A 24,489-nucleotide genomic window follows, 5' to 3' on the forward strand; every position below is an offset into this window, starting at 1 on the left:
TATCAAGTAACCAATGACTAAGCATAAAAATACCCTCATAATCAAAAGATGATAAGGGTATTGTGAAGCAACCAAAAGATCGGTCAACCGATCAAAAATACCTTAACTGATCGGTGTTAGCATAAAGGCGGCCTTTAAATTAGTCAGTTTAAGTGGTTAGTAGATAGACCTTAAAATTTAGCTAGGTTATTTTTACTATCCTTATCGACTAGCTTAATGTAAGGATCGACCCCCGCAAATAATGGCTTTTCTTTTACTTTAAGCTCAATCGTATTAATACCTGATACTATTTGGTGCTTTTGAGAGTAAATAACAAAATCTTCAGCTAGTAGGTTTTCAGGGTCATCGCTAAACAATGCAATATCAATTAGCTCATCGAGCGGCTGTTCAGTTTCTTCACCTTGGCCATCCGCACGCTGTTTAACGGCTTCTACGCTAAGTGTTACAGTATAAAATCCTTCGCTATCAACGCTATCTGTAACTGACACATCTTTCATCTCAAGCTCATATAAGGTGATATATTTAAACTGATCGTCAATAAAACTTTGCTCTGCTTGTGTTGCGTCTTGTTTTAAATAGCTAAGTAAATCAAGTGTTGTTGGGTATGGTGTTGATTGGTACTGAAACTCATTTAAAAATGCTTTGAGTGCATCATTTAACCGTTTTTCACCTAAACGATCATAAATCGCCATCATTACCACAGATCCTTTATTGTAATGAAGATATTGTTGAGACTGCGTTTTATATAGTGGCATTTCTTCAAAGGCTTCCCCTGTACGCCCTATTAAGTACCTATCAAGCTCATATTTTAAAAACTTACGTAGCTTCTCTGCGCCAAAGCGTTTTTCAAGCACCATAAGCGCACTGTATTGTGAAAGCGTTTCTGACATAACTGCGCTCCCCTCAACATTTGCTCCCGACACTTGATGCCCCCACCACTGGTGCGCTACTTCATGTGCGGTAACATAGTAAGGGTAGTCAACTTTACTCTCATCTCTTAAGTCTGTAATAAACCCCATGCTTTCTGAGTAAGGGACTGTATTGGCAAAACTTTGTGCAAACGAGCGATACTTAGGAAATTCAATTATACGTAGCTGCTTATGCTGATACGGCCCAAATGCTTGTGTAAAGTAATCTATCGAGTCTTGTACCGACTCAATCATGCGGTCAACATTCCATGCATGATTTTTGTGGTAATACACCTCAATATTTACCCCATTATGCTCAACCTTTTTACTTTCAAGTTCAGCCGAAAGCACCGCATAAAAGTTTAAAATAGGCGCATCCATTTCATAAACAAAAGTGCGGCGCCCGTCTTTTACACTTTCACTTTGTAAATACCCTGGGGTAATAGCAAATTGCGACTCGTCGGTTGTTACCGTTGCCTTAAAGTTAATAAACCCATTAGCTGCACCAAAATCACTTTGAGTATAGTACTGACTGTCTTCTAGCTTATGGGCACGTTCAAGTTCTGGTAAATCATGCTTACGGCGTTCAAATTTATCAGCTACCTGTAAACCACGGCTATAACCAAAGCTAGGAAGGAGTTCCAAGTTATTAATAAAAGTGCCATTGGCAACTAATTGTGTATCAGAGTCTTTATCAGTAAAGGCTGTATGATCACGAGTAACCGACAGTTGCCCTTCTCTTATTTCGTTTGGCATAAGCGGCTGCTCAAACTCAAACCATGCTGAATAAAGCGCTGGTAATTTTTCAACTATCTTACCGCCTGCCATAGCTACATCCCAACTTTTAGCGTGTTGAGGTGAGCTTATTAACACTCGCGTAATTGGCTCGTTAGAGGTATTAGTAAATTTAATTTTTGCCACAGCACTTAAAGCACGCTTTTTTGGATAAATATCAACAGTTAAGTCAACATCGGTCACCATAGGTACTGCTAAGTCTTTGTATTGTGCAAACTGCTGTTCATAACTTATTTGCTTGTCTTGAAACTCATCGCTCGTAGTAAACTCATTCAAAACTCGCGTGTTGTTATAAATATTGTAGCCTGCACCAACAAACACTAATGCACTAATAACCGCAATCGCTTGCCCTTTTAACGACATATTATAACGAAGCATAGACAGGCGTGTACGCAGCGTTTGTGAAGGACCACGGTGCCATAACGCAAACCCAACAATCGCTAAAACAAGACTTAACGCGCCCCAATATAATGTGTACCAATGCGCAGCTTGTAAGAAATGCCCATAACCATTTATATCAGAATACGGTACGCTACTGCTTTGCGAAAAGTGATACATATGGTGCTCAAACCCATAAGAACCCATTACTTTTTGCGCTATGTAATACAAAATAAACAAACCCATTCCTACATATTTATTCGGGCTAATAATCTGTAAAAAGAAGGCGAGTACTGTCAGCATAATCAACGGTAAAATCGATAAGTAAACAATCCTAAATAAATACTGTCCTAGCTCTAAATTAAATTGACCTTTAAATAACTGAACTGTAATTGTGAGTATCATTCCCACGAGGAACAACCCAGAAACAGCGGCGATTAAAGCCAGTATTTTTGACACCCAAAAAACACTGTTATGTACAGGAAAGCTGTCAACAATATCGCCCATGCCACTTTGTCGCTCTCGCCACACAAGCTCAGCACTATAAAAAGCGATAATAACAAACAAAAATAAACCGGAAATACCACTAATAATATTGACCATATTCTGAGTTAAAGGCCAGTTAGTAGTGCCATAAGCACCAATAGGCGCAAACAGAGGGATCATAAGCGTTACAATGCTTACACCCGCTAAAACCATAAAAGGAGCACTAAATATAACTTGTTTAAGTTCGAATATACTGCGCATTATTAGCTGAGATTTAGTACTAATCCCCGCTGATTTATAATTTTTAGCACTATTGATAAGTGCAGCTTGTTTATTTTGTACAAAAGCAGAGACTTTAAATTGCTTCTTCTGTTTTTTAGTTACTATGCGGTTGCTTAGCTTTCCAAGGCCAAAAAACATTGCAACACTGATTGCCACCCACAATATACGGTTAACTAAAAGGTCACCTGTGAGCGTTAGCACTTCTGTGTTTTTATCATTTACAGTCCAATAACGTGTTAAATCAATTAACGAACCTGAGCCAAATGGGTCGGCGTAAACAACAATATTTCTAAATGCTAAATCATCAAAGTAAACGCCGGCAATTTGATAGGCTATAAAAATCACAACAGCTGCTACATACACCGACATCATGGTTTTAAAATAGACCGCTACACTATTAAAAATAGCCGAAAGCACAAGTAAACTTGGCACTGCTAAATAAAGATAAGGCGCAGCGTAGTACATTAGCTTATTAGGACCAATCAATTCGCCATCGAGCCAGCCAACTAATAAACCAAATTGCGACCCTAAAAACACACCCAATGGCACGCTTAAAAACACAATAAGTACAACTAAGTAAGAACCAAAAAAACGCCCTGCTTGATAAGGCACAGGATTAACAGGCTTACTAAATACCAGCTCATCCATTTTGCTTTCACTGTTGCGAATAGCAGAGCTGGCAACAAAGTTAACCACTAAAAACATAGCGAGTGTACAAAATGTAACGGTTAAAAGCATAATCGAGAACGGCGAGTTCATATGAACATTCGCCCCACCTAGCGGAAACTTACTACTGGAGCTTATAAAAAACGCCATAAAAAAGAAGATTAATGAGGTCACATAAAACGAAGGTTGGCGCATAAAATAGCGCAGCTCAAACGCAAGCATATTAAAAAACATAACGCCTCCTTATGCTACTTCGCTGTTACGATGATTAAGCAGTGTAGAAAAGTACACATCTTCTAAATTTGCATTACTTGCTTCAAACCCTTGTGGAGCCTGCTCTGCTATTACATGTAAAATTGTTTTCCCTGCAAATAAGCGCTTAGAAATAACCGGTAATTGCGGCTCAAGTTCTTGCGCTTCTTCTTGGCTCATGGCTTTGCGCCAAATTTGTCCTTGGAGCTTATCGGTAAGCGTTATTGGGTTACCTTCCAGTAAAATCTTACCGCCAGCCAACACCGCCATATTTGGGCAAAGCTCTGCAACATCTTCAACAATATGGGTCGATAATATAACTACTTTTTGCTCGCCTAAGCTTACTAATAAGTTATGGAAACGATTACGCTCTTCAGGATCTAGCCCCGCTGTTGGCTCATCAACGATTAGTAAATCAGGGTCGCCTAGTAAGGCTTGTGCAATACCAAAACGCTGGCGCATACCGCCCGAAAAGCCACTTACCGCTTTTGAGCGATGTTGATATAAATTAGTGTGCGCAAGTAACCCTTCAACCGACTCTTTACGCTGTGCTTTATTATGAATACCCTTTAAAACAGCCATATGGTCCAGTAAGTCGTAAGCACTAACACGCGGGTACACACCAAAATCTTGTGGTAAGTAACCTAAGCGTTGGCGCAGTGCCTGTGGGTCTTTAAATACATCAATGCCATCAAAAGTAATTGAACCTGAATCAGCCGACTGTAGTGTTGCAATGGTACGCATAAGCGATGATTTACCTGCGCCATTTGGCCCAAGCAATCCAAACATCCCTTTACCGATAGATAAATCAACACCTTGTAGTGCATGTACGCCGTTATCGTAGGTTTTAGATAACCCAGTTATTGATAGCATTTTTACTTCCTTGAATATGAGTAATTATTTTTATGATGTTTTATACCACAAGAAAAACAGGAACATAAGTTACTTACTGGTTAAATTTGTAACAACAAATAAACATAATTTAAACTCATAACACTTGCCTACGCTTTATTCACTCGGTATAAAAACCACATATACTTTTTATAAGAAGCGAAAAGCCATGCAAGATCACCAAAGTCAGCCATTAAACGACTTTATAGAATACCCACACGACGAAATGCTAAATCGCGCTAACGAGTTTTTAATCACTAGCCAACGTCGCCATAGCATTCGCAGCTTTAGCGATCGCCCAGTACCAAAAAATATTATTGAAGCATGTATAAAAGCAGCAGGTACAGCACCCAGTGGAGCGAATCATCAGCCTTGGCATTTTGTTGCTATAAATAGTAGCGATGTAAAAAAGCAAATAAGAGAAGCCGCCGAAAAGCTAGAACGTTCTTTTTATGAAGGGCGAGCAGGTGAAGAATGGTTAGATGCGCTAAAACCGTTAGGTACCGACGCCAATAAACCTTATTTAGAGCATGCACCTTGGCTTATAGCTGTATTTAGTCAAAAAAAGGGCGGCGTAAGCACTGATGATAAAAATACGAATTATTATGTGCATGAGTCTGTTGGCTTAGCTACCGGCTTTTTAATTCAAGCTTTGCACCGTTCAGGTTTGGCAACCCTTACTCATACTCCAAAACCAATGAGCTTTTTAACCGACATATGTGGCCGAGATAGGGATAACGAGCGCCCGTATATGTTACTTATTGCAGGCTACCCAAGTGAAGATGCCACAATACCGGCTCATGCACTGGATAAAAAATCTATCGATGAAATAGCTACGTTTATTTGAGATGATCTTTAACCGCAAACTTATCGCTTGGGTTAAACCTTGCGATAATATGCTGTTATGTATTTGTAGTTTCGTCTAAGCATAGTGGCTGTTTTCGTACGAAATCTATTTAAGTACAAATGCTGCAAAAAATTAATAGCACAAAAACAATACAATAGAGCTGAGGTTATTCTAACCTGCTTTCGCTGCGCTACTCACGCCACTAAAAATCGTTAGTCTTTACAAAATAAGTTATATAGCGTGCCAAGTAATTGCACTGCGTTATCGTCAATTATACGATAATAAATAGTTTGGCTTTCACGGCGAGTGGCAACAACATTCGCTTTTCGTAGTGCAGCTAAATGCTGAGAAAGTGCCGATTGTGCTAAAGGTACGGCTTCATTTAGTTGCGATACACTCATTTCTTTATCTTGCAAAGAGCATAAAATCATTAAGCGATTTTTATTCGCTAAAATTTTTAATAACTGCTCTGCCTGCGCCACATTCCCAGCCATTGCAATAAAGTCGATATTCATAGCATGCTCTTATTATAAAAAGTGATTGGAGTATAAATATATGCATTGTTAATGTCTAACATTAGAATTTACTAATATAGAAAAAACGAATATAGTAAATAAAACACTAAATAAAATTGAATAGCTCATTTTTTAATTGCGGGACTCATAATTGCCGTATTTGTATAGCTGCAATATTTTGATCCTAGATGAATATGGCTTACTGTTTTTATTACACTAAACTCAATTCAATCTGCTATTAGTTGTTTGTATTTGATGATCACACAATTACGCAAACGTAACCTTAAGGAATAAAAAAGCATGCTTACATCAATCCCTGATTTACTTAAAATTATCACACCTAACCAGCGCCGTATTGACGCAGCACAAGCAAAGCTCGAGCTTGAACAAAATAAAGGCTTACTTATTGATGTGCGCGAACCAGCAGAACACGCAACAAATGCAGCTGTTGGAGCAATAAATATTCCGCGCGGGTTACTCGAAATGAAGTTGATGGAAATAGAAAAAGATGCAACACGCCCAATTTACTTACACTGTGCCAGTGGTGCACGTGCAACCCTTGGTGCAGAAGCGCTAACACGTGTTGGTTATGAAAACGTTAGTGTTATTACCTGTGATGCAAGCCAAATATGTAGCGTGTTTTAAGCATCTACTTAAGTGCTTGCAGTTATGCACCTAACAAAGGTAGGTGTTTAACGCTGTGATAAGTCAGTGCTAATTTAATACACGCTTTAAGTGGGTACTCTGGTAATGGCTTTTCACTATTTAATACAATTGCCCGGTTACCTTCAAAAGTGAGAGTGTGGAAATACAACTCTCTAAATGTGCTTACTAGCTTTGATTGGCAATGAAAAAACAAATAACATGATGATCCTTTAAAGCCAATGCGAATGGGGCTGCCATTTATTGTGCTATAACTTGGCTCTCCCCACTTTATTGACTCCTCCACAGCTCCCAAGTTTTGCTCTTGTGCTACGGTATAAATTAGCTCCCGTAATTTTATAAGCGTACTTTTAGTTATCTGAGGATAATTATTAAATATATTTTCAATATCCGTAGTCACAAAAACATCCTTATAAGCAAGATATTGGCTGTATTTAAAAATAAGTTACTTTTGCTGCCTTTCATCAAGTAAAACAAGTAGCATCTGCTCAATATTTTTAACACTATAAGTAAGTGCTCTCAGTAGCTCTTTCTCACTTTGTTCTGTCGCCTGCTGCGAAGTTTTACCTTGATTAGCCAATACATCTTTTTGCTCAAGTATCGCTTCTCTAAACTCACTCGCATTAACTACACCAAGCAAAGACACTAAAGCCCCATTTCCTGACTGCCCTGCCGTTTCAAAGCTTAAACGATATAACCCAAACAGTCGCATTAACGGCCCTTGGCTTAATCCAACATCGGTTATTTTTTCAAGCGGAATAGATTTTTCTTCTTTAAATAATATGCCACGTTTAACTACCAATTTTTGTGGTAATAAGTCAGCCGACATAGCTGCGAGTATTCGCCCGCCCACCAGCCATACTATAAGTAAAATGATAGGTATAAGCGGTATAGTAACAAGAGCCAACATTGCAAATAGTGAAGTAGTAACCATCCAATATTGTTTTACCTTGTAATCGAATGAAGCACTTTTTAAAATATGTTTTGTCATTGTTTTAATCCTTTATCTATATAACTACAAATACACTCTGTAAACTTCAATAATCTCTACTCAATCTTACAAACTAATAACGACCTTTATAGCAAGGGCAATAAACACAACACCCAGTATTTTATCAAGCCATGGGTTTTGCTTAGTAAAACCAAAGCGGTTTTTTGAAACCTCAGTAAGTACTGCAACTAGCAAATACCAGCCGGTATCAATTATAAACACGGTTAAGCACATAATAATGCCAATGCTTAAAGTGAGATTTTGCGGGTCTATAAACTGCGAAAACAACGCTAAAAAGAAAATTGCTAATTTAGGGTTTAAAAATGCAATGGCGAATCCATCTTGCAGCGCTTTAGTTGCACTTACCTCGCTTTTTTGTACTTGCAGTTCGTCATTACTGGGTTTTACTAATAGTATTTTTAAACCTAAATAGGCTAAATACCCAGCGCCTAAATATACAAGCACTTGGTATACCGTAGGAAACTGAACCATTAATGTCCCTAAGCCAAGTAACGAAGCTGCCGCATAAAGTCCAACACCTACGCCATGGCTAAGTGCAGCAAGCATACCGTTTTTCATTCCGCCACTCATTGTATGCTTTAATACAACTGCAAGGCTTGGGCCTGGCGACATTGCACCCATCATGCATACAAGTACTAAACTAAACCATGCTGCTAATGTCATTCTTATCCTTATAGTTCATCGTTTTCTATTAATAATATATAGGCCGTTATTTGGCCTTGAAAAGCAGTCGCGGTATTTATACTTATTACTTTCCAACCTTCTTGATTTAAGTGGTATATGCGCTCATTCAAAGCATCTACATCAATGCCGTTACTAAAAAACCACGCTTTTTAAATTCTACTATTTTTTGCATTGTTTGTTATCCATTTTATAAGCGGTAGTCAAAGTCGTAATAGTGAATGTCCTGCTCAATGCGTATTTTCATACTGCCAGTTAATCCTTTTAGCTCATTTGTGCCTGAATCAGGAATAACATTTAAAATAAGACTGTCTTGTCCTTTATTCATAGTGCCAAAGTGTTGCAGTACAAAACTGCCCTGCTTACCTTCAAGCTCACCTATCACTTGCTCTATTGCCACGTAACCCGCACTGCCTTGGGTTGGCGTCATTGCGCTAAGCATCTCGCCTTGGCTTGTAGCATTTAAGTCACCTTTAAATGTTTTATCAATCGACATACGTCCTAAGTTAATACCTTGCTGCCCATTGGCGTAACCTTCAATTAGCGCTAAAGCCACTGTAAATTCACCACTTATTATTTTTGTTGTCATAACAATTCCTTATTGATGATATTTAATACTATTGATTTTTAATCCGATGATGCCATATCTATACCTTAACCTTTAAAAAGAATCCACTATGTCAAAAAACACCTCTGCATCCGAAAAAGCCGCTTTTAGCAGCTTATTACCTGTTTTTGCTTTTATTAAACCGTATAAATGGATGGTAGTAGCGGCGCTTGCTGCACTATTAGTTACTGCGGGTGTTAACTTATCATTAGGGCAAGGTGTTAAATTTGTTATTGATCATGGATTTATTGCAGGCTCCAAAGAGCAATTACAACAAGCTGTACTTGTACTCATTGGTTTAATCAGCTTATTAGCAGTAGGCACCTTTAGCCGTTTTTATTTAATGTCGTGGATTGGCGAACGAGTCAGTAACGATATTCGAAAAGCCGTGTTTAATCGTATTGTTACGCTACACCCTAGCTACTTTGAAGAAAACCGCAGTGGCGAGCTTATGTCGCGTTTAACCACCGACACCACATTACTGCAATCAATTATCGGCTCATCATTTTCTATGGCGCTGCGTAGTGTACTTATGTTGATTGGTGGACTTGCTATGTTGTTGTTTACTAATTTAAAACTTACTTTAGTGGTTGTAGCCTGTGTACCGCTGGTACTTGTTCCTATGATGATATTTGGTCGAAAGGTACGCAAACTAGCCAGCTCAAGCCAAGATGCCATTGCCGACATAAGTACCTATGCCGGAGAAATCATACAAAATATTAAAGTAGTGCAAAGCTATAGCCATGAAGAACAAGAGCAACATGCCTTTGCACTTGAGACCGAAAAAGCCTTTAACGTGGCTAAAAAACGCATTAAACAGCGTTCGTTTTTAATAGCCGTAGTGATTTTTTTAACCTTTAGTGCCATTAGCGCTATGCTATGGGTAGGTGGCAACGATGTACTTGCAGGTACCATGACCGGGGGCGAGCTAGGTGCATTTGTGTTTTACGCTATTATGGTTGCAATGTCGGTGGCAACCGTTGCTGAAGTATATGGCGAGCTACAACGCGCAGCAGGCGCGGCGGCAAGGCTGCTTGAGTTACTTGCTGTTAAAAGTGAAATAGAAAACCCGCTAAACCCACAAGATAGTAATTTACTGCAAGAAAGTAGCAGCCCTGCTATTACGCTTGAAAATATAAGCTTTAACTATCCCTCTCGCCCAGACGTAAGCGCGCTTAATAAAATAAGCCTAAATATAAATCAAGGCCAAACCGTGGCAATTGTTGGCCCTTCTGGTGCAGGTAAAACAACGTTATTTGAATTACTACAGCGCTTTTACGATCCGGCTAGCGGAGCCATTAAATTTAAAGATGTAAACATTAAAGATTTATCGCTTAATACTCTGCGCAATAAAATGGGCATGGTAGCGCAAAACCCTATTTTGTTTAGCTCCGATGTAATGCATAACATTCGTTACGGCAACCCAAGTGCAACCGACGAGCAAGTATACGCTGCAGCAAAGTATGCGCATGCCGATGAATTTATCAAACAGTTACCGCAAGGTTATAACAGCTTTTTAGGTGAGCAGGGTGTGAGGTTATCGGGTGGGCAGAAGCAGCGTATTGTGCTTGCACGTGCCATATTAAAAGACCCTGAAATACTTCTTCTTGATGAAGCCACCAGCGCGCTGGATGCGCAAAGCGAACACCATGTACAAGCTGCACTTGAGCATTTAATGCAAAACAGAACAACATTAATTATTGCCCATAGGCTGGCAACGGTTAAACATGCCGATGTAATTGTAGTGATGGAAAATGGGGAGATTATAGCAACGGGTACTCACCAAGAGTTGTTAGTAAGTAACCCGCTGTATCAAAAACTGTGTGAATTACAGTTTAATAAGGATTAACCTTCGGTATTTGGCACTATCTGAATTTCTACACGGCGGTTTTGAGCACGGCCATTTGCACTATCATTAGTTGCAATTGGGCGTGTTTCGCCATAGCCCATAGTGCTAATACGTGTAGCCATAATTTGTTGGTTCACTAAGTAGTCTTTCACACTTTGTGCGCGTTCACGCGATAGATTCATGTTGAAGCTATCTTTACCCGTACTGTCGGTATGACCTTCTACACTTAAGTAGGTTTTTTCGTACTTGTTCATTACTTTAGCAATTGCATCTAACGTATCGTTAAAGCCTGATGAAATATAAGACTGAGCAGTCGCAAACGTAATATTTGATGGCATTACTAAACGTAAGTTATCACCTTCACGCACTACTTCAACACCTGAACCCGCTAACTCATCACGAAAAGCCGCTTCTTGTTTATCCATGTAGTCGCCAACAGCAGCACCCGCAAGTGCCCCAATTGCTGCACCAATAAAAAAGCGTTTATCTTTATGGTTACTCGTAGCTTTACCTAATACGCCACCTGCGGCAGCGCCAATTGCTGCGCCTTTACCTGCATTATTCATTTCACAACCAGAAAGTAATACGGCTAGTACGGTTACGCTTAAAAGTGATTTAGTTAAAGTCATGGTGATACCCTATTCATTAAGAATTTAGCAAGAGTATGCAAATACATGTATGAACAAACTATGAAGAGGGTGTTAAAACCAACGCATCTTGCTTGATTGTTAAACAGACACCAAACTAATGTGTCATTTTAATAAAAATGTCATACTACACAGTGACAATTTAACGAATTTTACAAAGGATAATGGCGCAATGTTAATTGCTATTTTTAGACAGTTTTTTTTACTAGGGTGTATGAGCTTTGGTGGCCCCGCTGCGCATTTAGGTTACTTTAAACGCCACTTTGTAGACTCGTTAAATTGGTTAACTAACACCCGTTATGCACAACTTATTAGTTTAAGCCAAGCACTGCCTGGGCCTGGCTCTAGCCAAGTTAGTTTTGCTATTGGTGTTGAGCGTGCTGGAGTACTGGGTGGTATAGCTGCCTTTGTAGGTTTTACGCTGCCTTCGTTTTTAATAATGGTGCTGCTTGCGGTTAGTGCTCATCAGTTTGACGCTGTTTACTTTGCTATTATTGCAGGCTTAAAGTTATTTGCCGTTGTTATAGTTGCTGATGCAACACTTAGTATGGCTAAAAGCTTTTGTACAAGTGCTGCGCTTAAGTTACTTGCGGTAATGAGTACACTTGCTTTGGTGCTATTTCCAATGATGGGAACTCAAATCGCTATTTTAATAACCGCTGCAACAATAGGTGCTATATGGCCTTTATTAAAACTGGGTACAGCCACAGAAAATGTTAGCAGTACAAAAAGTAATATTAATTGGATTGCACTGGGGTTATTTGCGCTCTTACTTGGTGTTAGCTTTATTCCACTAGGACATGAGTTTGCTTTGTTTGCCCCTTTTTACCAGGCAGGTGCAATGGTGTTTGGCGGCGGGCATGTAGTACTGCCGGTACTTCAAGCTGGCGTACCAGCATTGAGTGATGATCAGTTTTTGAGTGCTTACGCAAGTGCACAGGCAGTGCCAGGGCCTATGTTTACTATCGCGACTTACTTAGGCGCACAACTTACTACAGAATTTCCTTTAGTAGGTGCTCTTATAGCTACACTACTTATATTTATGCCTGGTTTTTTACTTATACTGGCGTTTCAAAAGAGTTGGATTAACTTGGCAAGTAAGCCACGCTTTGCAAGCTCAATAGCGGCACTTAATGCTGCTGTAGTGGGTTTTTTAGCGGCTGCACTGTATTCGCCAATTTGGACATCAGCGGTGCATAACCTTTGGCAAGTTGCATTAGTAATAGTTGCGTTTGCATGGCTGCGATTTAAAAAGCCACCTATTTGGTGGCTCTTAGCTTTATTTATTGCTGTGGGTCTTTTACAACACTATTTGCCATTACTCTAAACGTTGGCTTATCTGTTTGTTGCTCACTCGGTGGGCTTAATTGCCCACTCACACTTTGATACGCCCTAAGCCCAAACACCGGCAACACGGCAAGTAAATGATCCATTATTTCGGCTTGTAAATGCTCGTACGAAATCCAGCGTTTGTCTTCACTAAAGCAATAAAACTCAATAGGTAAACCATGGTTTAGTGGTTGTAGCTCTCGTACCATTAACGTAAGCGACGTATTAATTTTACTGTGCTGTTTTAAATAGCCTTCAGCATAGCGACGAAATAGCCCTAAGTTAGAAACCTGAGCAGGTAACGTCGTTACTCGAATATAGTCATGCAGCGGAATAGCCGCATCAATTTGCTTTCTAAACTCATCACCCACTAAACAAATACTGTGCATATCAATATTGAGTGAACGTTTAATACGCCTACCGCCTGACTCTTGCATCCCGCGCCAGTTTTTAAATGAACCCGCTACCAGCATATAAGTTGGAATAGTTGTTATGGTGTTATCCCAGTTACGTACCTTTACAGTATTTAAGCCCAAATCAATTACTTCTCCATCGGCGCCGTAGTTTTCTACTTGAATCCAATCACCATAGGTTACTAGGCGATTTGCTGCTATTTGAATACTGGCTACAAAGCCTAAAATAGTGTCTTTAAATACTAACAACGTAACAGCGGCAATGGCACCAAAGCCAGAGAGAATATAAGTAGGTGACTTCTCAAGAAAAATGCTCACAATTAAAATTGCACACACAATAAAGGTTATTAGCTTAACAACCTGAATTAAGCCCTGAATAGGGACTTCGCGTGCAAACTCTAGCTGGTTATAAATAGTACCCGCAATGCTCACAATACTACTAAAAATAAAACCAGCATAAATAATAAGCAAAGCTTGTCCTATCGTTTTTAGTATTTCAGCGGCCAACTCATTAACAGGGTAAACACTGTCAAACGTAGCTAAAAACAATACACAACACAACATTCCGGCAATACGTTTATTTAGCTTATTAAGCATAGGAGAAAGCGCACCAATTCGCTCAGGCGAAAGCTTCGTCACTATTTTTTGAATGCCAGGTAACATTAACCTACGAGTAAATAAGTAAACAATTAATAAAGAGAATATCCCTATTGAGACTGCGGTAATTGAGCTAAGAAAATCCGCGTCAGGTACTTTTTCAAACCAAGGAGCAATTAATTCCTGTAGGTGGGTGTTGGTCATAGTGTTTCTATTTCCTTACTGATTTGTGGTTCAGGTAAATCTTGTGGAGCATAAATGTCGGCAAGCTGCTGATCTTTAGCAACCCATAGCTCATTCACATAATGTTGAAAATTAACTTTAAATACGTCATCGCTTTGATAGCTGCCCTGCATATTGTCATTAATGGGCGTTACGTCTATTGAAACATAAATAGAATCTAGCTCACCTTTTAGCAAGTTACGACAAACGTGATCTGTCTTACCGCTATATACTAAACTTGTATTAAGCATGGCATCAAATTGATCGGCTAATACTTCAAGCGCAAAAGCAATGCCGCCCGCTTTGGGCTTTAATAAATGTTTAAAAGGACTTTGTTGCAGATTATGTTTGGCTGGCGTATAGCGTGTACCTTCAACAAAATTAATAATGGTAGTAGGATGATGACGAAAATTACGACAGCTACGCTTGGTGCGCTCTACATCCAACCCTTTCAACTTTGGATTTTTAGCTAGTTGCGCTTTGCTTACCCGTTTCATAAACGGCATACCCATAGCCCACGCACCGGTGCCAATAAAAGGCATGTATTTTAACCCATCTTTTAAAAAGAACTTAGGGGCAGGCAATGCATGTAATGAGCTAAGTACCGTTATATCTAACCAACTCGCGTGGTTACAAATAAGTAAATACCAACTTTTTGAGTTTAAATCGCCACTTATATCAACCACAATATTAGGGCAACCTAACCAAAGCCCTAAACGGTTGCCGTTACACCAACCTCTATAAGCGCTGTGTAATATAGAGTTAACCACAGGCAAAGGTAGTAATAACTTAATAAGGCCCAGTACAAATACTAGCGAGCCAAAAAGTATCATGTTAGAAAACAATACACAGCCTACAATTAAGCCGTTAAGCCAATTTGGTAACCACTTTTTTAGCATAACTGTAAGCTCATATTTTTTACCTTTTACTTATGGGTTTTTTCGAGCGATTGCAGTGTTTGCTCTTTATTTTCCCATAAGCGGTTTAACTCGCTTTGAAAGCGAATTCTAAATTCAGAATCACCGGTGTAGTCACCAATCAGCTCTTCGCTTACCGGCCTTACTTCCACGTGTATGTTGATATTTTTTACCTTACCACCAGCAAAATCCATAAACGTAGGAATACCATCTGGGTAATGGATAGTTACGTTAACCACTTTAGTAATTTGTTCACCCATTGCTTGCATTACAAAAGCAATACCACCCGCTTTTGGCTTTAACAAATGTGGAAATGGGCTACTTTGGCGCTCATGCTTTTGCGCAGTAAAACGAGTGCCTTCTACAAAGTTAACTACGCTTACCGGCATCTCTTTAAATTTTTCGCAGGCTTTACGCGTTGTTTCTAAATCTTTGCCACGCAGCTTTGGATTCTTTTTTAATTGGCTTTTGCTCGTGCGAGTCATAAATGGGAAGTCGAGCGCCCACCAACATAAGCCTAAAATAGGCACATAAATAAGCTCTTTTTTCAAAAAGAAGTTTAAAAATGGAATTTTACGATTAAACACGCGCTGTAATACTAAAATATCGACCCAGCTTTGGTGATTTGCAATTACTAGGTACCAATCTTTTAGTTTAAGGTCTTCAAGGCCAGTTACATTAAGTTTAGTGGGTGTAAATAACTTTTGATTTAGGCTATTAAAGGTAACCCAAATTGTTGCAAATTGCTTTGCAGCCCAACTCATAAGCTTTTGTAGCGGCTTAATAGGAATAAGCTTTATAAGCCCACAAACAAAAATAGGCACAAACCAAAAAAGTGTGTTTATTGTGTAAAAAATAATACTAAATACACTGCGAATAACTGACATTACTTCCATTCCTTTAAACATTGCGCAGCCACTAATACTGCGCTTTCAGTTGCTTACAAATTAATCTTCAAAATAGGTATAGCCTTCAAGGCCTGCATTAAGCTCAGCCAAATAACCTTCTTTACACTGCGCTGATACATCAAGTTTATTAACTTGGTACGCAAAGTTGTCAGCTAAAATGGCGCTATCATAGTCAACAAACTTTAATACATCCTTAACGCTATCACCTTTTATGGCATTGGTTAACACATAACCTTCATCGTTAAGCTCTACATGCACCGAATCGGTATCGCCAAATAGGTTATGTAAATCACCTAAAATTTCTTGATACGCGCCCACCATAAACATAGCAATATGATATTGCTCGCCATGTTTATATTCAGGGATGGGTAAGCTCGTTTCAATGCCTGCACCTTCAACGTATTCGCGAATTTGCCCGTCAGAGTCACAGGTAATATCTTGAATAATCGCACGCTGAGTTAATGGTTGAGTTAAATTTTCGATTGGCATAACCGGAAACAACTGCTGAATACCCCATACATCAGGTAATGACTGAAATAATGAAAAGTTAACAAACAGTTTATCCGCAAGCTTTTCGTTTAAATCGTCGAGGACTTCACGGTGCGCGCGCGCATTATTACTAAGTGATGCACGTACACGATGTAAAATAGTAAAGTAAAGCTGCTCTATTTTTGCCCACTCTAGCATGCTTACTAAGCCATGCACGTACTGATCGTGCGCTTCGCTAAATAAGTGCATCGCATCGTGATAAATCTCAAGTGCCATACGCGGGTTTAAACGCTGCAAACACTGCCACATTTCATCAAGCACTAATGCGCTATTTTCAAGCGGTGGCTCTGGATTTAAATGATTAGGCGCTTTTTCTACGTCAATTACATCGGTAATTAATACCGCATGGTGAGCTGTTAAAGCACGGCCCGATTCGGTGATAATAGCCGGATGCGTAAGGTTATGTTGGTCACACACTTCTGCAAATGCATTCACTACATTACGTGCATACTCTTCTACGGTGTAGTTCATTGAACACGCGCTACGCGAGCCAGAGCCCTCGTAATCAACGCCTAAACCGCCGCCCACATCTACTGTATTTAGCGGTACATTTAATTGTGTAAGCTCAGCAAAGTGGCGTGCACATTCACGCAAAGCACGGTGAATATCACGAATGTTGGCAATTTGAGAACCAATATGAAAATGCACCATTTGCATTAAATGCAATTTGTTATGTTTTTTAAGTACTTCAACAGCGCTAAGCACTTGCCCAGCAGTTAAACCAAATTTACCTTTTTCGCCGCCCGTGTTTTGCCATTTGCCTTTACCTACTGAATTTAGGCGAATACGAATACCTATAGCAGGCTCAATGCCTAGGTTGTCTATTTCATCTAATAACGTGGTCAGTTCTGAAAGCTTTTCTACCACAATTTTTACATTGTGCCCCATTGCTTGACCAATACACGCTAAGCGTAAAAACTCACTGTCTTTATAACCGTTACACACGATTGTGATTGGCTCTTTTGCTACACCCAAAATGGCCATAAGTTCTGGTTTTGAACCTGCTTCTAGGCCAACAAGCCCACTTGGATGCGCTAATAGCTTACTTACTACAGAGCGTTGCTGATTTACTTTAATAGGGTAAACACAGGTGTATTTACCGTTATATTCACGATTTGCCCGCGCTTGCGTAAACGCGTTAGTAAGGGTGTCTACACGATTTTTTAAAATATCGGTAAAGCGCACTAAAACCGGCAATGTTAAACCTTGTTGTTTAAACTGCTCAGTTAATTGCGTTAAAGAAATGGCCGGTTTTGTTTGGTCGCCATCTGGGTAAGCCACCAGTTCGCCTTGTGCGTTAATATCAAAATAACCATCACTCCAATGAGCAACGTTATAAGTGGCGCGTGCTGTTTCTAAACCCCAGGTCATGGCAACTCTTCTTTAGTCAATTAGGTATAAAGGCGCATTTTAATACGTCACTATCCACTAGGCTAACAAAAATTGAACTTTCACTCACTCCTAACTAACTTTATTCGTCAAATCAGTTAAAATGTCATTGAGCAAAACGCCAAGCACTGGCAGAATTGCCCCTTTTTCATACTCAACCTAAAAAGTGTAATAGTAACTATGGCAAATTTAGATCAAAGTAAGTGGTTTACTGAAATTAGCGACCGTGATGGCAGCGCATTTTCATTACGTATTAATAAAAAGTTAGATGAAAAGCAGTCTCCTTTTCAAAAGGTAGAAATGTTTGAAACCACAGACTTTGGTAATTTAATGATCATCGACGGGTGTACCATGGTGACAACCCGCGAAAACTTCTTTTATCATGAGATGATCAGCCACCCTGCACTTTTAGCGCATCCAAACCCTAAAAACGTGGTTATTATTGGCGGCGGCGACTGCGGTACTTTACGCGAGGTATTAAAACACCCTGGCGTAGAAACTGTAACGCAAATAGATATAGACGAAGTAGTAACGCAAATGTCGTTAAAGTACTTCCCAGAGCTTTGTGAATCTAACAACGACGCCCGTGCAACGGTTATGTTTGACGACGGCATTAAATACATGCGCGAAGCCGCTGGCGAATCTATTGATGTGGTTATTGTTGATGGCACAGATCCGGTAGGCCCAGGTGAAGGTTTATTTAATCATGCGTTTTACACAAGCTGTTTAGATGCACTGCGCCCAGGTGGTATTTTAGTGCAGCAAAGTGAATCGCCACTTATGCATATGCCATTACTAGTTGAAATGCGCGAAGCAATGTTGAGCGTAGGCTTTAACGATTTACAAACACTGCCATTCCCACAACCAATTTACCCAAGTGGTTTGTGGTCGGTAACACTTGCACGTAAAGCAAAAGCATTTGACGGCTTTAGAGAAGACGGCGCAGCACAAATAGCTGAGCAAAGTGAATACTACAATAGCGGTATTCACCATGGTGCACTCGCTACACCTAACTACATGAAACGCGCATTCGATAAAAAATAATACCAATCTGCTTATATATGGGGTCTATTTAACGTTAAGAAAATTACGCTAGAACTAGGCAAAAATTTTTGTATCTAGTTGTTCTAAATAAAAAATTTTTAACGACGTTATAGTGCAATTTAATTCGTTAAATTGATCAAAGATTTATGCAGGTTGGTATAACCTATACCAATTTTATTAAACTAAAAAGGGAGCATGNCCTATACCAATTTTATTAAACTAAAAAGGGAGCATGTAAATGCTCCCTTTTTTATACTTTTAAAAACGCCACTGCGCATTTAGCATTATTTGCTGCTGCGAGATTCGTTCATTAAATCCAATTGGCTCTCTATTTTTTGCAACACTTTTAAGTGCAGAACCTTCAACCCCTATTTGTAGTTTATTAGTGAGCTGGTAGCGCCATGTTGCGGTTAAGCCTTCCCCATTACTTGCATTAGGGTCAAACGCGGTTGTGTCGTTGTCAGTAACTTTAAAATAATCATAACGTACTGAAACTCGATGTTTGCCTTCTTTATGGCTCAGCATTAAATAATGGCTATAAAAAGCATTATCAATTAATGCGTTACTGCCCATTTCAGTTTTACCATTAAGTATCTGTGCTATTAAACGTGTTTTACTATTAAACTTATAAAGCCAAGCGGCGCTTGTAAAGCGAGTATCCCAAGCATACTGCCCTGTACTAATATTAAGTGTGGTTGGGTCGCCATTATTGTTGTAATAATAAATTCGAAATTGTGATTTTTTTAAGTAATCCCAATGTACGCCAGCGTAATAGCCAAAACGACCGTCTACTTCTTCAAACGGTAAAACCTGATTAGCCTGCCAACGTAATTCGTATGCATTTAATGCCGCTATAGGCGCAAATTTAATACTTTCGTTAAATGTAGTTTGTCTATCGTGTAATGCAAAACCACGCCACGCAAGTAAAGTACCGGCAGGATCATTGCCTTTAAATGTAGCACCTACAAAACTAAAGCTATGAGCGCTGTTAAAACGTTTTGCTGGGCGCTTAATAGTTACCTCTGCGCCAACAGTGCGTACTTCCTCGCCTATCCAGCTATTAATAGCTGAGTTTGTATAGTTATAAGGAGAAGTCCACCCTATATCAGGATTTTCAAGCGACATAAGTGGGTAAAAACCCCCCACGCGCATGTGCCATTTATAGTTGCTGTTAGATAGCGGCTGATACTTTATATAAGCCTGCGTAAAACCAAGGCCAACGTCAGGATCTTGATTCGCATTTAACACCCCATGAGCCGACCAACTAGATGCTAAATCAACATTAAAATCTAAAATACCTTGGGATAAAATAAGTTCGTCGCTTTTAGTATCGTGCCGATATAGCCCAAGACCGCCCTCTTGGAAGCTACGTATATCGTCCCCCTGCACGGCTCTAATTTGTATCAAGCCTTTTACTTGTGCATACAATGCATTACTAAAACATAAAGCACCGGCTAAAAATGCCAGCCTCATTAAGCGATTAATAGTCATCAAATTCATCCGTAGCAAAGTCAATTTGCTCCGCAATTTCCTGCTTTACTTTATAAGTGATAGGGTTAGTAGCCACAGTAATAGTTTGAGATTCAACCTTACTAATATCACTAAACCCAGAATGCCAAACACTTAACGTGTATTCGCCTGCGTTGGCATTTAAATCAACATTCCCGTTTTCATCAGTAATAGCAAAAATAGTACTGTCTACCACCACAATATAACCTAACATCCAGTCGTGAATGTTACAGCCAAGCTCAACCACACCCGTTTGGTCAAAAGTAATGGGGGCTTTGGGATGCTCTTTATATAGCTTTAATTCGAACGTTTTGGCTTTAGAAAATGAATAAACATGGTGCATGATAGAGTCCGCATTCGGAAACTCCACCTTTGCATTTTTTGGGACAACTAAAATACGCGGCTTAAATTCTCGATTTTGCTGGCTCATAGCATAAGGTGCTTCAGGAGGAATAACACTAGAAGAGTCTCCTGCAGTTAGCCATACAACAGCGTTGGGTAACGGGTCATTATTAGCATTTTTAATTGTAATGTTTGCTGCAAAAACTCCAGTACTAACACTTAGTAAAAATACACAAAGTAATCTTTTTATCATTTTCCTGACCGCTATTATCAATTTGTTTACATTATAGACCGATTAAGCCACCAAATTCTTTCTATTTTTTAAAACATTGAATACGTATGTAAGCAGTCGTATTAATCACCAACAGTCATTATCCTTAAACGTCACCACCGACTCATCCAAGGACACACCATGAGAATACCAGCACTTGTGCTTTTAGCCTTTGCTAGTAATAGCTACGGACAAACCGTAGAGCTAAAATCGCCAGACACACAAATAACAGTAAGCATCTCTGACGAAAACAACACGCCAAACTACGCAATAAAATTTAAAAACAAAGCGGTTATAAACAAATCTTTACTGGGGTTTGAATTTAAAACACAAGCAGCCTTTAGCAATGGCTTTAAAATAAAAAGCATTGAGCAAAATAGCGTTAATACACAATGGCAACAACCCTGGGGCGAACGCCAAAACGTTGTTGACGAATATAACGAATTAGCCGTTACCTTTACAAAAAATGAGCCAAATAAAGGCACCTATACCATTCGATTTAAAGCATTTGATAGTGGTGTAGGTTTTCGATACGAAGTACCACAACAAGCCGGGTTCGAACATACAGAAATAACCAAAGAGTTGACTGAATTTGCAATAAACAATAGCCATGATGCAACAGCATGGTGGATACCTGCTCGTGGCTGGAACCGCTACGAATATGTTTACAACACTACTCCACTTAACGAAGCTCCACTAGCTCACACACCATTTACGTTTAAAACAAGTGACGGTACTCATATTAGTATTCATGAAGCCGCACTTGTTGATTACGCAGGCATGGTGCTTAATCAACGCCGCTCTGGTACCTTCACTGCCGATTTAACACCGTGGTCAGATGGTGTTGCAGTTAAAAAACAAGGTGCTTTTAAAACACCATGGCGCACCATTCAAATAGCCGACAGCGCTGTTGGCCTAGTTAATTCAGATATAATACTAAACCTAAACGAGCCTAATAAACTCGGTGACGTGTCGTGGGTTAAGCCTGGCAAATACGTGGGTATTTGGTGGGGTATGCATATAAACACGCAAACATGGGGTAGCGGTAAAAAACACGGCGCCACTACGCAAACCACAAAATACTATATGGATTTTGCAGCGCAGTATGGTTTTGATGGCGTACTCGTTGAAGGCTGGAATATTGGTTGGGATGGCGATTGGTATTTTAATGGCGATGTATTTAACTTTACCAAACCGTACGACGACTTTGATATAGCAGCACTGACTCAATACGGCAAAGAAAAAGGCGTACAGCTCATTGGCCACCATGAAACATCAGGCAATGTAAGCAACTACCGTGACCAAATGGAAGATGCTTTTGCCCTTTACGAAAAATCAAACGTAAGCCAAGTAAAAACAGGTTATGTAGCCGATGGCGGAAATATAAAACGTATAGACAAAAACGGTATTGCTCGCCACGAATGGCATGACGGCCAGTTTATGGTTAACGAATACCTTTATAACGTAAAACTTGCGGCTAAGCATAAAATTAGCATTAATACTCACGAGCCAATTAAAGATACAGGCCTGCGCCGTACTTATCCAAACTGGATTGCGCGCGAAGGCGCACGCGGACAAGAGTATAATGCATGGGGTTCACCACCTAACCCACCAGAGCATGTACCAATGCTTGCTTTTACCCGCATGCTTGCAGGACCAATGGACTTTACGCCAGGTATTTTTGATATGAGCTTTAATGGTTTAGGAGGCGATACAAACCGCCCACAAACCACACTAGCCAAACAACTCGCACTTTATGTTGTTTTGTATAGCCCAATTCAAATGGCTGCCGACTTACCTAAAAACTATTTGGCTAAGCCCGATGCGTTTCAATTCATTCAAGACGTACCAACAGATTGGCAGCAAAGTATTGCTATTGATGGTGAAGTAGGCGACTTTATTGTATTCGCTCGTAAAGAACGTAAAAGCACTAAATACTCAGGAAATGATTGGTACCTAGGTGCTGTTACTGACGAAAAGGCTCGTACTATTGAGGTAAAACTCGACTTTTTAGAGCAAGGCAAAAAGTTTGAAGCACAAATTTATAAAGATGGTAAAAGCGCAGAGTGGAAAAACAATCCGTACGATCTAGCTATCGAAAAACGTGTTGTAACTGCAAGCGATAAACTAATGCTTAAATTAGCCACTAGTGGCGGTACAGCTATTCGTTTTAAAGCACTTTAATATAATGGGCCCCCTGAATTTACTATGCAGGGGTTGATACCTTTATTGGCAAGTATACTTGTGCACTTAAACCGCCTTCTGGGCGGTTTTCTAGCTTTACTTTACCGTCGTGCATATCAACAATGCGTTTAATAATAGCAAGGCCTAGGCCACTGCCTTCACTTCCTCGTGCAGCATCGCCTTGTTTAAAAGGCTCAAAAACAGACTCTAATTCGTTTTCAGGAATGCCGGGGCCACTATCGTTTACAGCGATAACTACATATTTTTTGTTTGAATTAAAGTAGCTAAGTACTTCAATATCGCCCTCAGAATAACGCAGCGCATTACCAATCATGTTGGTAATTACACGTTTAATAGCCACAGAGCTTAACGGTATATTGCCTATATTTGGATTACTTTTAAACGTAATAGTACGTTGATGCTGAAGCTCAGAATTGACAACCTCGGCAACTAAAGCATTTATATCTTCGCAGCTTAGCTCATCTGTTTTATGGTGGCGTAAATACTCAATAAACTGATCGATAATCCCGTTCATGTCTTCTATATCGTAAATAATACCTTCACGAAGATAGTCGTCTTCATCAACCATCATTTCGGTGGCTAAACGGATGCGAGTAAGCGGCGTACGTAAATCATGAGACACACCAGCCATTAGTAAACGGCGGTCGTTTTCAAGTGCGGCAATTCCGCGCGACATTTGGTTAAACGCGCGCGTTACTTCTATTACTTCTGTAGATCCTTCTTCTTCTAACTTAGTAGAAAAGTCGCCTTTGCCTACTTTTACTGCGGCTTGTTGCAAAGCTTTTAAAGGCCTATTGAGGTGCCTTGCAAACAGCCATCCACCCAGCACACTCAAAAATCCAATACTTGATAAGTAAAAAGTCAAAAACTCTAAGTTATTCTCTTTAAAACCTTTAAGCGGTACTTTTACCCAATAACCAGGCGCTTGAGGTGCTTCAACCCAATAGATTAACGGATCTGTTTGACTAATACGTACACGAGAATAACCACCAAGTTGCTCAGTCATGCTACGCGATAGCATAGAATACTCGCGGCTTTGCCCAAGCCCTTGACGCATTGCTTCGCGCTGCGTCATTACTTCAATGCCAGTGATTTCAAAAAACTTTGCAGATACTTCGTCGTTTATTTCAACGCCGTCTTCCCAATCAATAAATACCGTTTTAATTTGTTTAGCAAGCATCAAGTTAACTTGCTCAATGGTTGGTTTTACAACGTAAAAACTAACCGTAACATACGACACTATTTGATTGATCAGCAGCAAAGCTGCCACTAAAAATACAGTTTGCCCAAACGCACTACGCGGAAAAAAACCCAT

The 24,489-nt window shown here is 39.7% G+C and carries 21 protein-coding genes; 6 read left to right on the forward strand and 15 right to left on the reverse strand.

The annotated features are described in order from the left end of the window. Positions 1-170 precede the first annotated feature (170 nt). On the reverse strand, positions 171-3,749 hold the full coding sequence (locus I6F49_RS13115; protein ID WP_197180879.1) for an ABC transporter permease/M1 family aminopeptidase: 3,579 nt from the start codon (positions 3,747-3,749) through the stop codon (positions 171-173). 9 nt (positions 3,750-3,758) lie between these two features. Beyond that, positions 3,759-4,640 (reverse strand): ABC transporter ATP-binding protein, encoded by an 882-nt coding sequence (locus tag I6F49_RS13120; RefSeq protein ID WP_197119898.1) that lies wholly within the window; start codon positions 4,638-4,640, stop codon positions 3,759-3,761. 187 nt (positions 4,641-4,827) lie between these two features. Here I6F49_RS13120 and I6F49_RS13125 point away from each other — a divergent pair, with 187 nt between their 5' ends. Further along, positions 4,828-5,505 carry a nitroreductase family protein gene (locus I6F49_RS13125; protein WP_165729090.1) on the forward strand — a complete coding sequence of 226 codons (678 nt, stop codon included), beginning with the start codon at positions 4,828-4,830 and terminating at the stop codon, positions 5,503-5,505. Between the two features lie 212 nt (positions 5,506-5,717). Here the strand turns inward: I6F49_RS13125 and I6F49_RS13130 are convergent, their stop codons facing one another. Continuing rightward, positions 5,718-6,020 carry an ArsR/SmtB family transcription factor gene (locus tag I6F49_RS13130; RefSeq protein ID WP_165729089.1) on the reverse strand — a complete coding sequence of 101 codons (303 nt, stop codon included), beginning with the start codon at positions 6,018-6,020 and terminating at the stop codon, positions 5,718-5,720. Positions 6,021-6,320: 300 nt separating this feature from the next. Here I6F49_RS13130 and I6F49_RS13135 point away from each other — a divergent pair, with 300 nt between their 5' ends. Then, entirely contained in the window at positions 6,321-6,665 is a 345-nt protein-coding gene (locus I6F49_RS13135; RefSeq protein WP_165729088.1) for a rhodanese-like domain-containing protein, read from the forward strand. A gap of 22 nt (positions 6,666-6,687) precedes the next feature. Here the strand turns inward: I6F49_RS13135 and I6F49_RS13140 are convergent, their stop codons facing one another. The 4 genes from I6F49_RS13140 to I6F49_RS13155 all read right to left on the reverse strand — a co-directional run bounded on the left by I6F49_RS13140 (position 6,688) and on the right by I6F49_RS13155 (position 8,965). Then, a complete protein-coding gene (locus tag I6F49_RS13140) occupies positions 6,688-7,083 on the reverse strand; it encodes a DUF1801 domain-containing protein (protein WP_197176690.1) in 396 nt (131 codons plus the stop codon). A gap of 45 nt (positions 7,084-7,128) precedes the next feature. Then, on the reverse strand, positions 7,129-7,674 hold the full coding sequence (locus I6F49_RS13145; protein WP_165729086.1) for a PH domain-containing protein: 546 nt from the start codon (positions 7,672-7,674) through the stop codon (positions 7,129-7,131). A gap of 66 nt (positions 7,675-7,740) precedes the next feature. Beyond that, positions 7,741-8,358: a LysE family translocator gene (locus tag I6F49_RS13150; RefSeq protein WP_197176688.1), complete on the reverse strand. Its 618-nt coding sequence runs from the start codon at positions 8,356-8,358 to the stop codon at positions 7,741-7,743. Positions 8,359-8,566: 208 nt separating this feature from the next. Beyond that, on the reverse strand, positions 8,567-8,965 hold the full coding sequence (locus I6F49_RS13155) for a DUF3224 domain-containing protein (protein ID WP_197142458.1): 399 nt from the start codon (positions 8,963-8,965) through the stop codon (positions 8,567-8,569). An 88-nt stretch (positions 8,966-9,053) separates the two neighbouring features. On the opposite strand from I6F49_RS13155, the gene I6F49_RS13160 reads away from it, so the two are divergent. Continuing rightward, positions 9,054-10,832 carry an ABC transporter transmembrane domain-containing protein gene (locus I6F49_RS13160; RefSeq protein WP_197180881.1) on the forward strand — a complete coding sequence of 593 codons (1,779 nt, stop codon included), beginning with the start codon at positions 9,054-9,056 and terminating at the stop codon, positions 10,830-10,832. Here the strand turns inward: I6F49_RS13160 and I6F49_RS13165 are convergent. Further along, complete coding sequence (locus I6F49_RS13165) at positions 10,829-11,461, reverse strand: OmpA family protein (protein ID WP_165739391.1); 633 nt, start codon at positions 11,459-11,461, stop codon at positions 10,829-10,831. The two genes, I6F49_RS13160 and I6F49_RS13165, sit on opposite strands and share 4 nt — an antisense overlap. Positions 11,462-11,651: 190 nt before the next feature. On the opposite strand from I6F49_RS13165, the gene chrA reads away from it, so the two are divergent. Further along, a complete protein-coding gene (gene chrA / locus I6F49_RS13170; RefSeq protein WP_197180883.1) occupies positions 11,652-12,806 on the forward strand; it encodes a chromate efflux transporter in 1,155 nt (384 codons plus the stop codon). On the opposite strand, the gene I6F49_RS13175 is transcribed toward chrA, so the two are convergent. Genes I6F49_RS13175 through speA form a run of 4 tightly spaced genes read right to left on the reverse strand, consistent with a single transcriptional unit; the run spans position 12,763 to position 17,785 of the window. Next, positions 12,763-14,022, reverse strand: coding sequence for a mechanosensitive ion channel family protein (locus I6F49_RS13175; RefSeq protein WP_166420610.1), 1,260 nt, complete (start codon positions 14,020-14,022; stop codon positions 12,763-12,765). The genes chrA and I6F49_RS13175 overlap by 44 nt on opposite strands. After that, positions 14,019-14,939, reverse strand: coding sequence for an acetyltransferase (locus I6F49_RS13180; protein ID WP_197180885.1), 921 nt, complete (start codon positions 14,937-14,939; stop codon positions 14,019-14,021). Before I6F49_RS13180 ends, I6F49_RS13175 begins: the two co-directional genes overlap by 4 nt. 26 nt (positions 14,940-14,965) lie before the next feature. After that, positions 14,966-15,844: an acyltransferase gene (locus I6F49_RS13185; protein WP_197180939.1), complete on the reverse strand. Its 879-nt coding sequence runs from the start codon at positions 15,842-15,844 to the stop codon at positions 14,966-14,968. Between the two features lie 60 nt (positions 15,845-15,904). Beyond that, on the reverse strand, positions 15,905-17,785 hold the full coding sequence (gene speA / locus I6F49_RS13190) for a biosynthetic arginine decarboxylase (RefSeq protein ID WP_197176681.1): 1,881 nt from the start codon (positions 17,783-17,785) through the stop codon (positions 15,905-15,907). A gap of 198 nt (positions 17,786-17,983) precedes the next feature. On the opposite strand from speA, the gene speE reads away from it, so the two are divergent. Continuing rightward, positions 17,984-18,847 (forward strand): polyamine aminopropyltransferase, encoded by an 864-nt coding sequence (gene speE, locus I6F49_RS13195; protein ID WP_197176678.1) that lies wholly within the window; start codon positions 17,984-17,986, stop codon positions 18,845-18,847. A gap of 258 nt (positions 18,848-19,105) precedes the next feature. Here the strand turns inward: speE and I6F49_RS13200 are convergent, their stop codons facing one another. Both I6F49_RS13200 and I6F49_RS13205 read right to left on the reverse strand, forming a co-directional pair. Further along, complete coding sequence (locus I6F49_RS13200; RefSeq protein WP_197176677.1) at positions 19,106-20,338, reverse strand: hypothetical protein; 1,233 nt, start codon at positions 20,336-20,338, stop codon at positions 19,106-19,108. Continuing rightward, positions 20,328-20,951, reverse strand: coding sequence for a methylamine utilization protein (locus I6F49_RS13205; protein ID WP_197180887.1), 624 nt, complete (start codon positions 20,949-20,951; stop codon positions 20,328-20,330). Before I6F49_RS13205 ends, I6F49_RS13200 begins: the two co-directional genes overlap by 11 nt. Positions 20,952-21,110: 159 nt before the next feature. Here I6F49_RS13205 and I6F49_RS13210 point away from each other — a divergent pair, with 159 nt between their 5' ends. Further along, positions 21,111-23,153, forward strand: coding sequence for a glycoside hydrolase family 97 protein (locus tag I6F49_RS13210; protein WP_197176673.1), 2,043 nt, complete (start codon positions 21,111-21,113; stop codon positions 23,151-23,153). A 22-nt stretch (positions 23,154-23,175) separates the two neighbouring features. Here I6F49_RS13210 and envZ read toward each other — a convergent pair whose 3' ends face one another. Further along, entirely contained in the window at positions 23,176-24,489 is a 1,314-nt protein-coding gene (envZ, locus tag I6F49_RS13215) for a two-component system sensor histidine kinase EnvZ (RefSeq protein ID WP_197142449.1), read from the reverse strand.

Source organism: Pseudoalteromonas sp. SWN166 (assembly GCF_015864485.1).
Classification (GTDB): Bacteria; Pseudomonadota; Gammaproteobacteria; order Enterobacterales; family Alteromonadaceae; genus Pseudoalteromonas.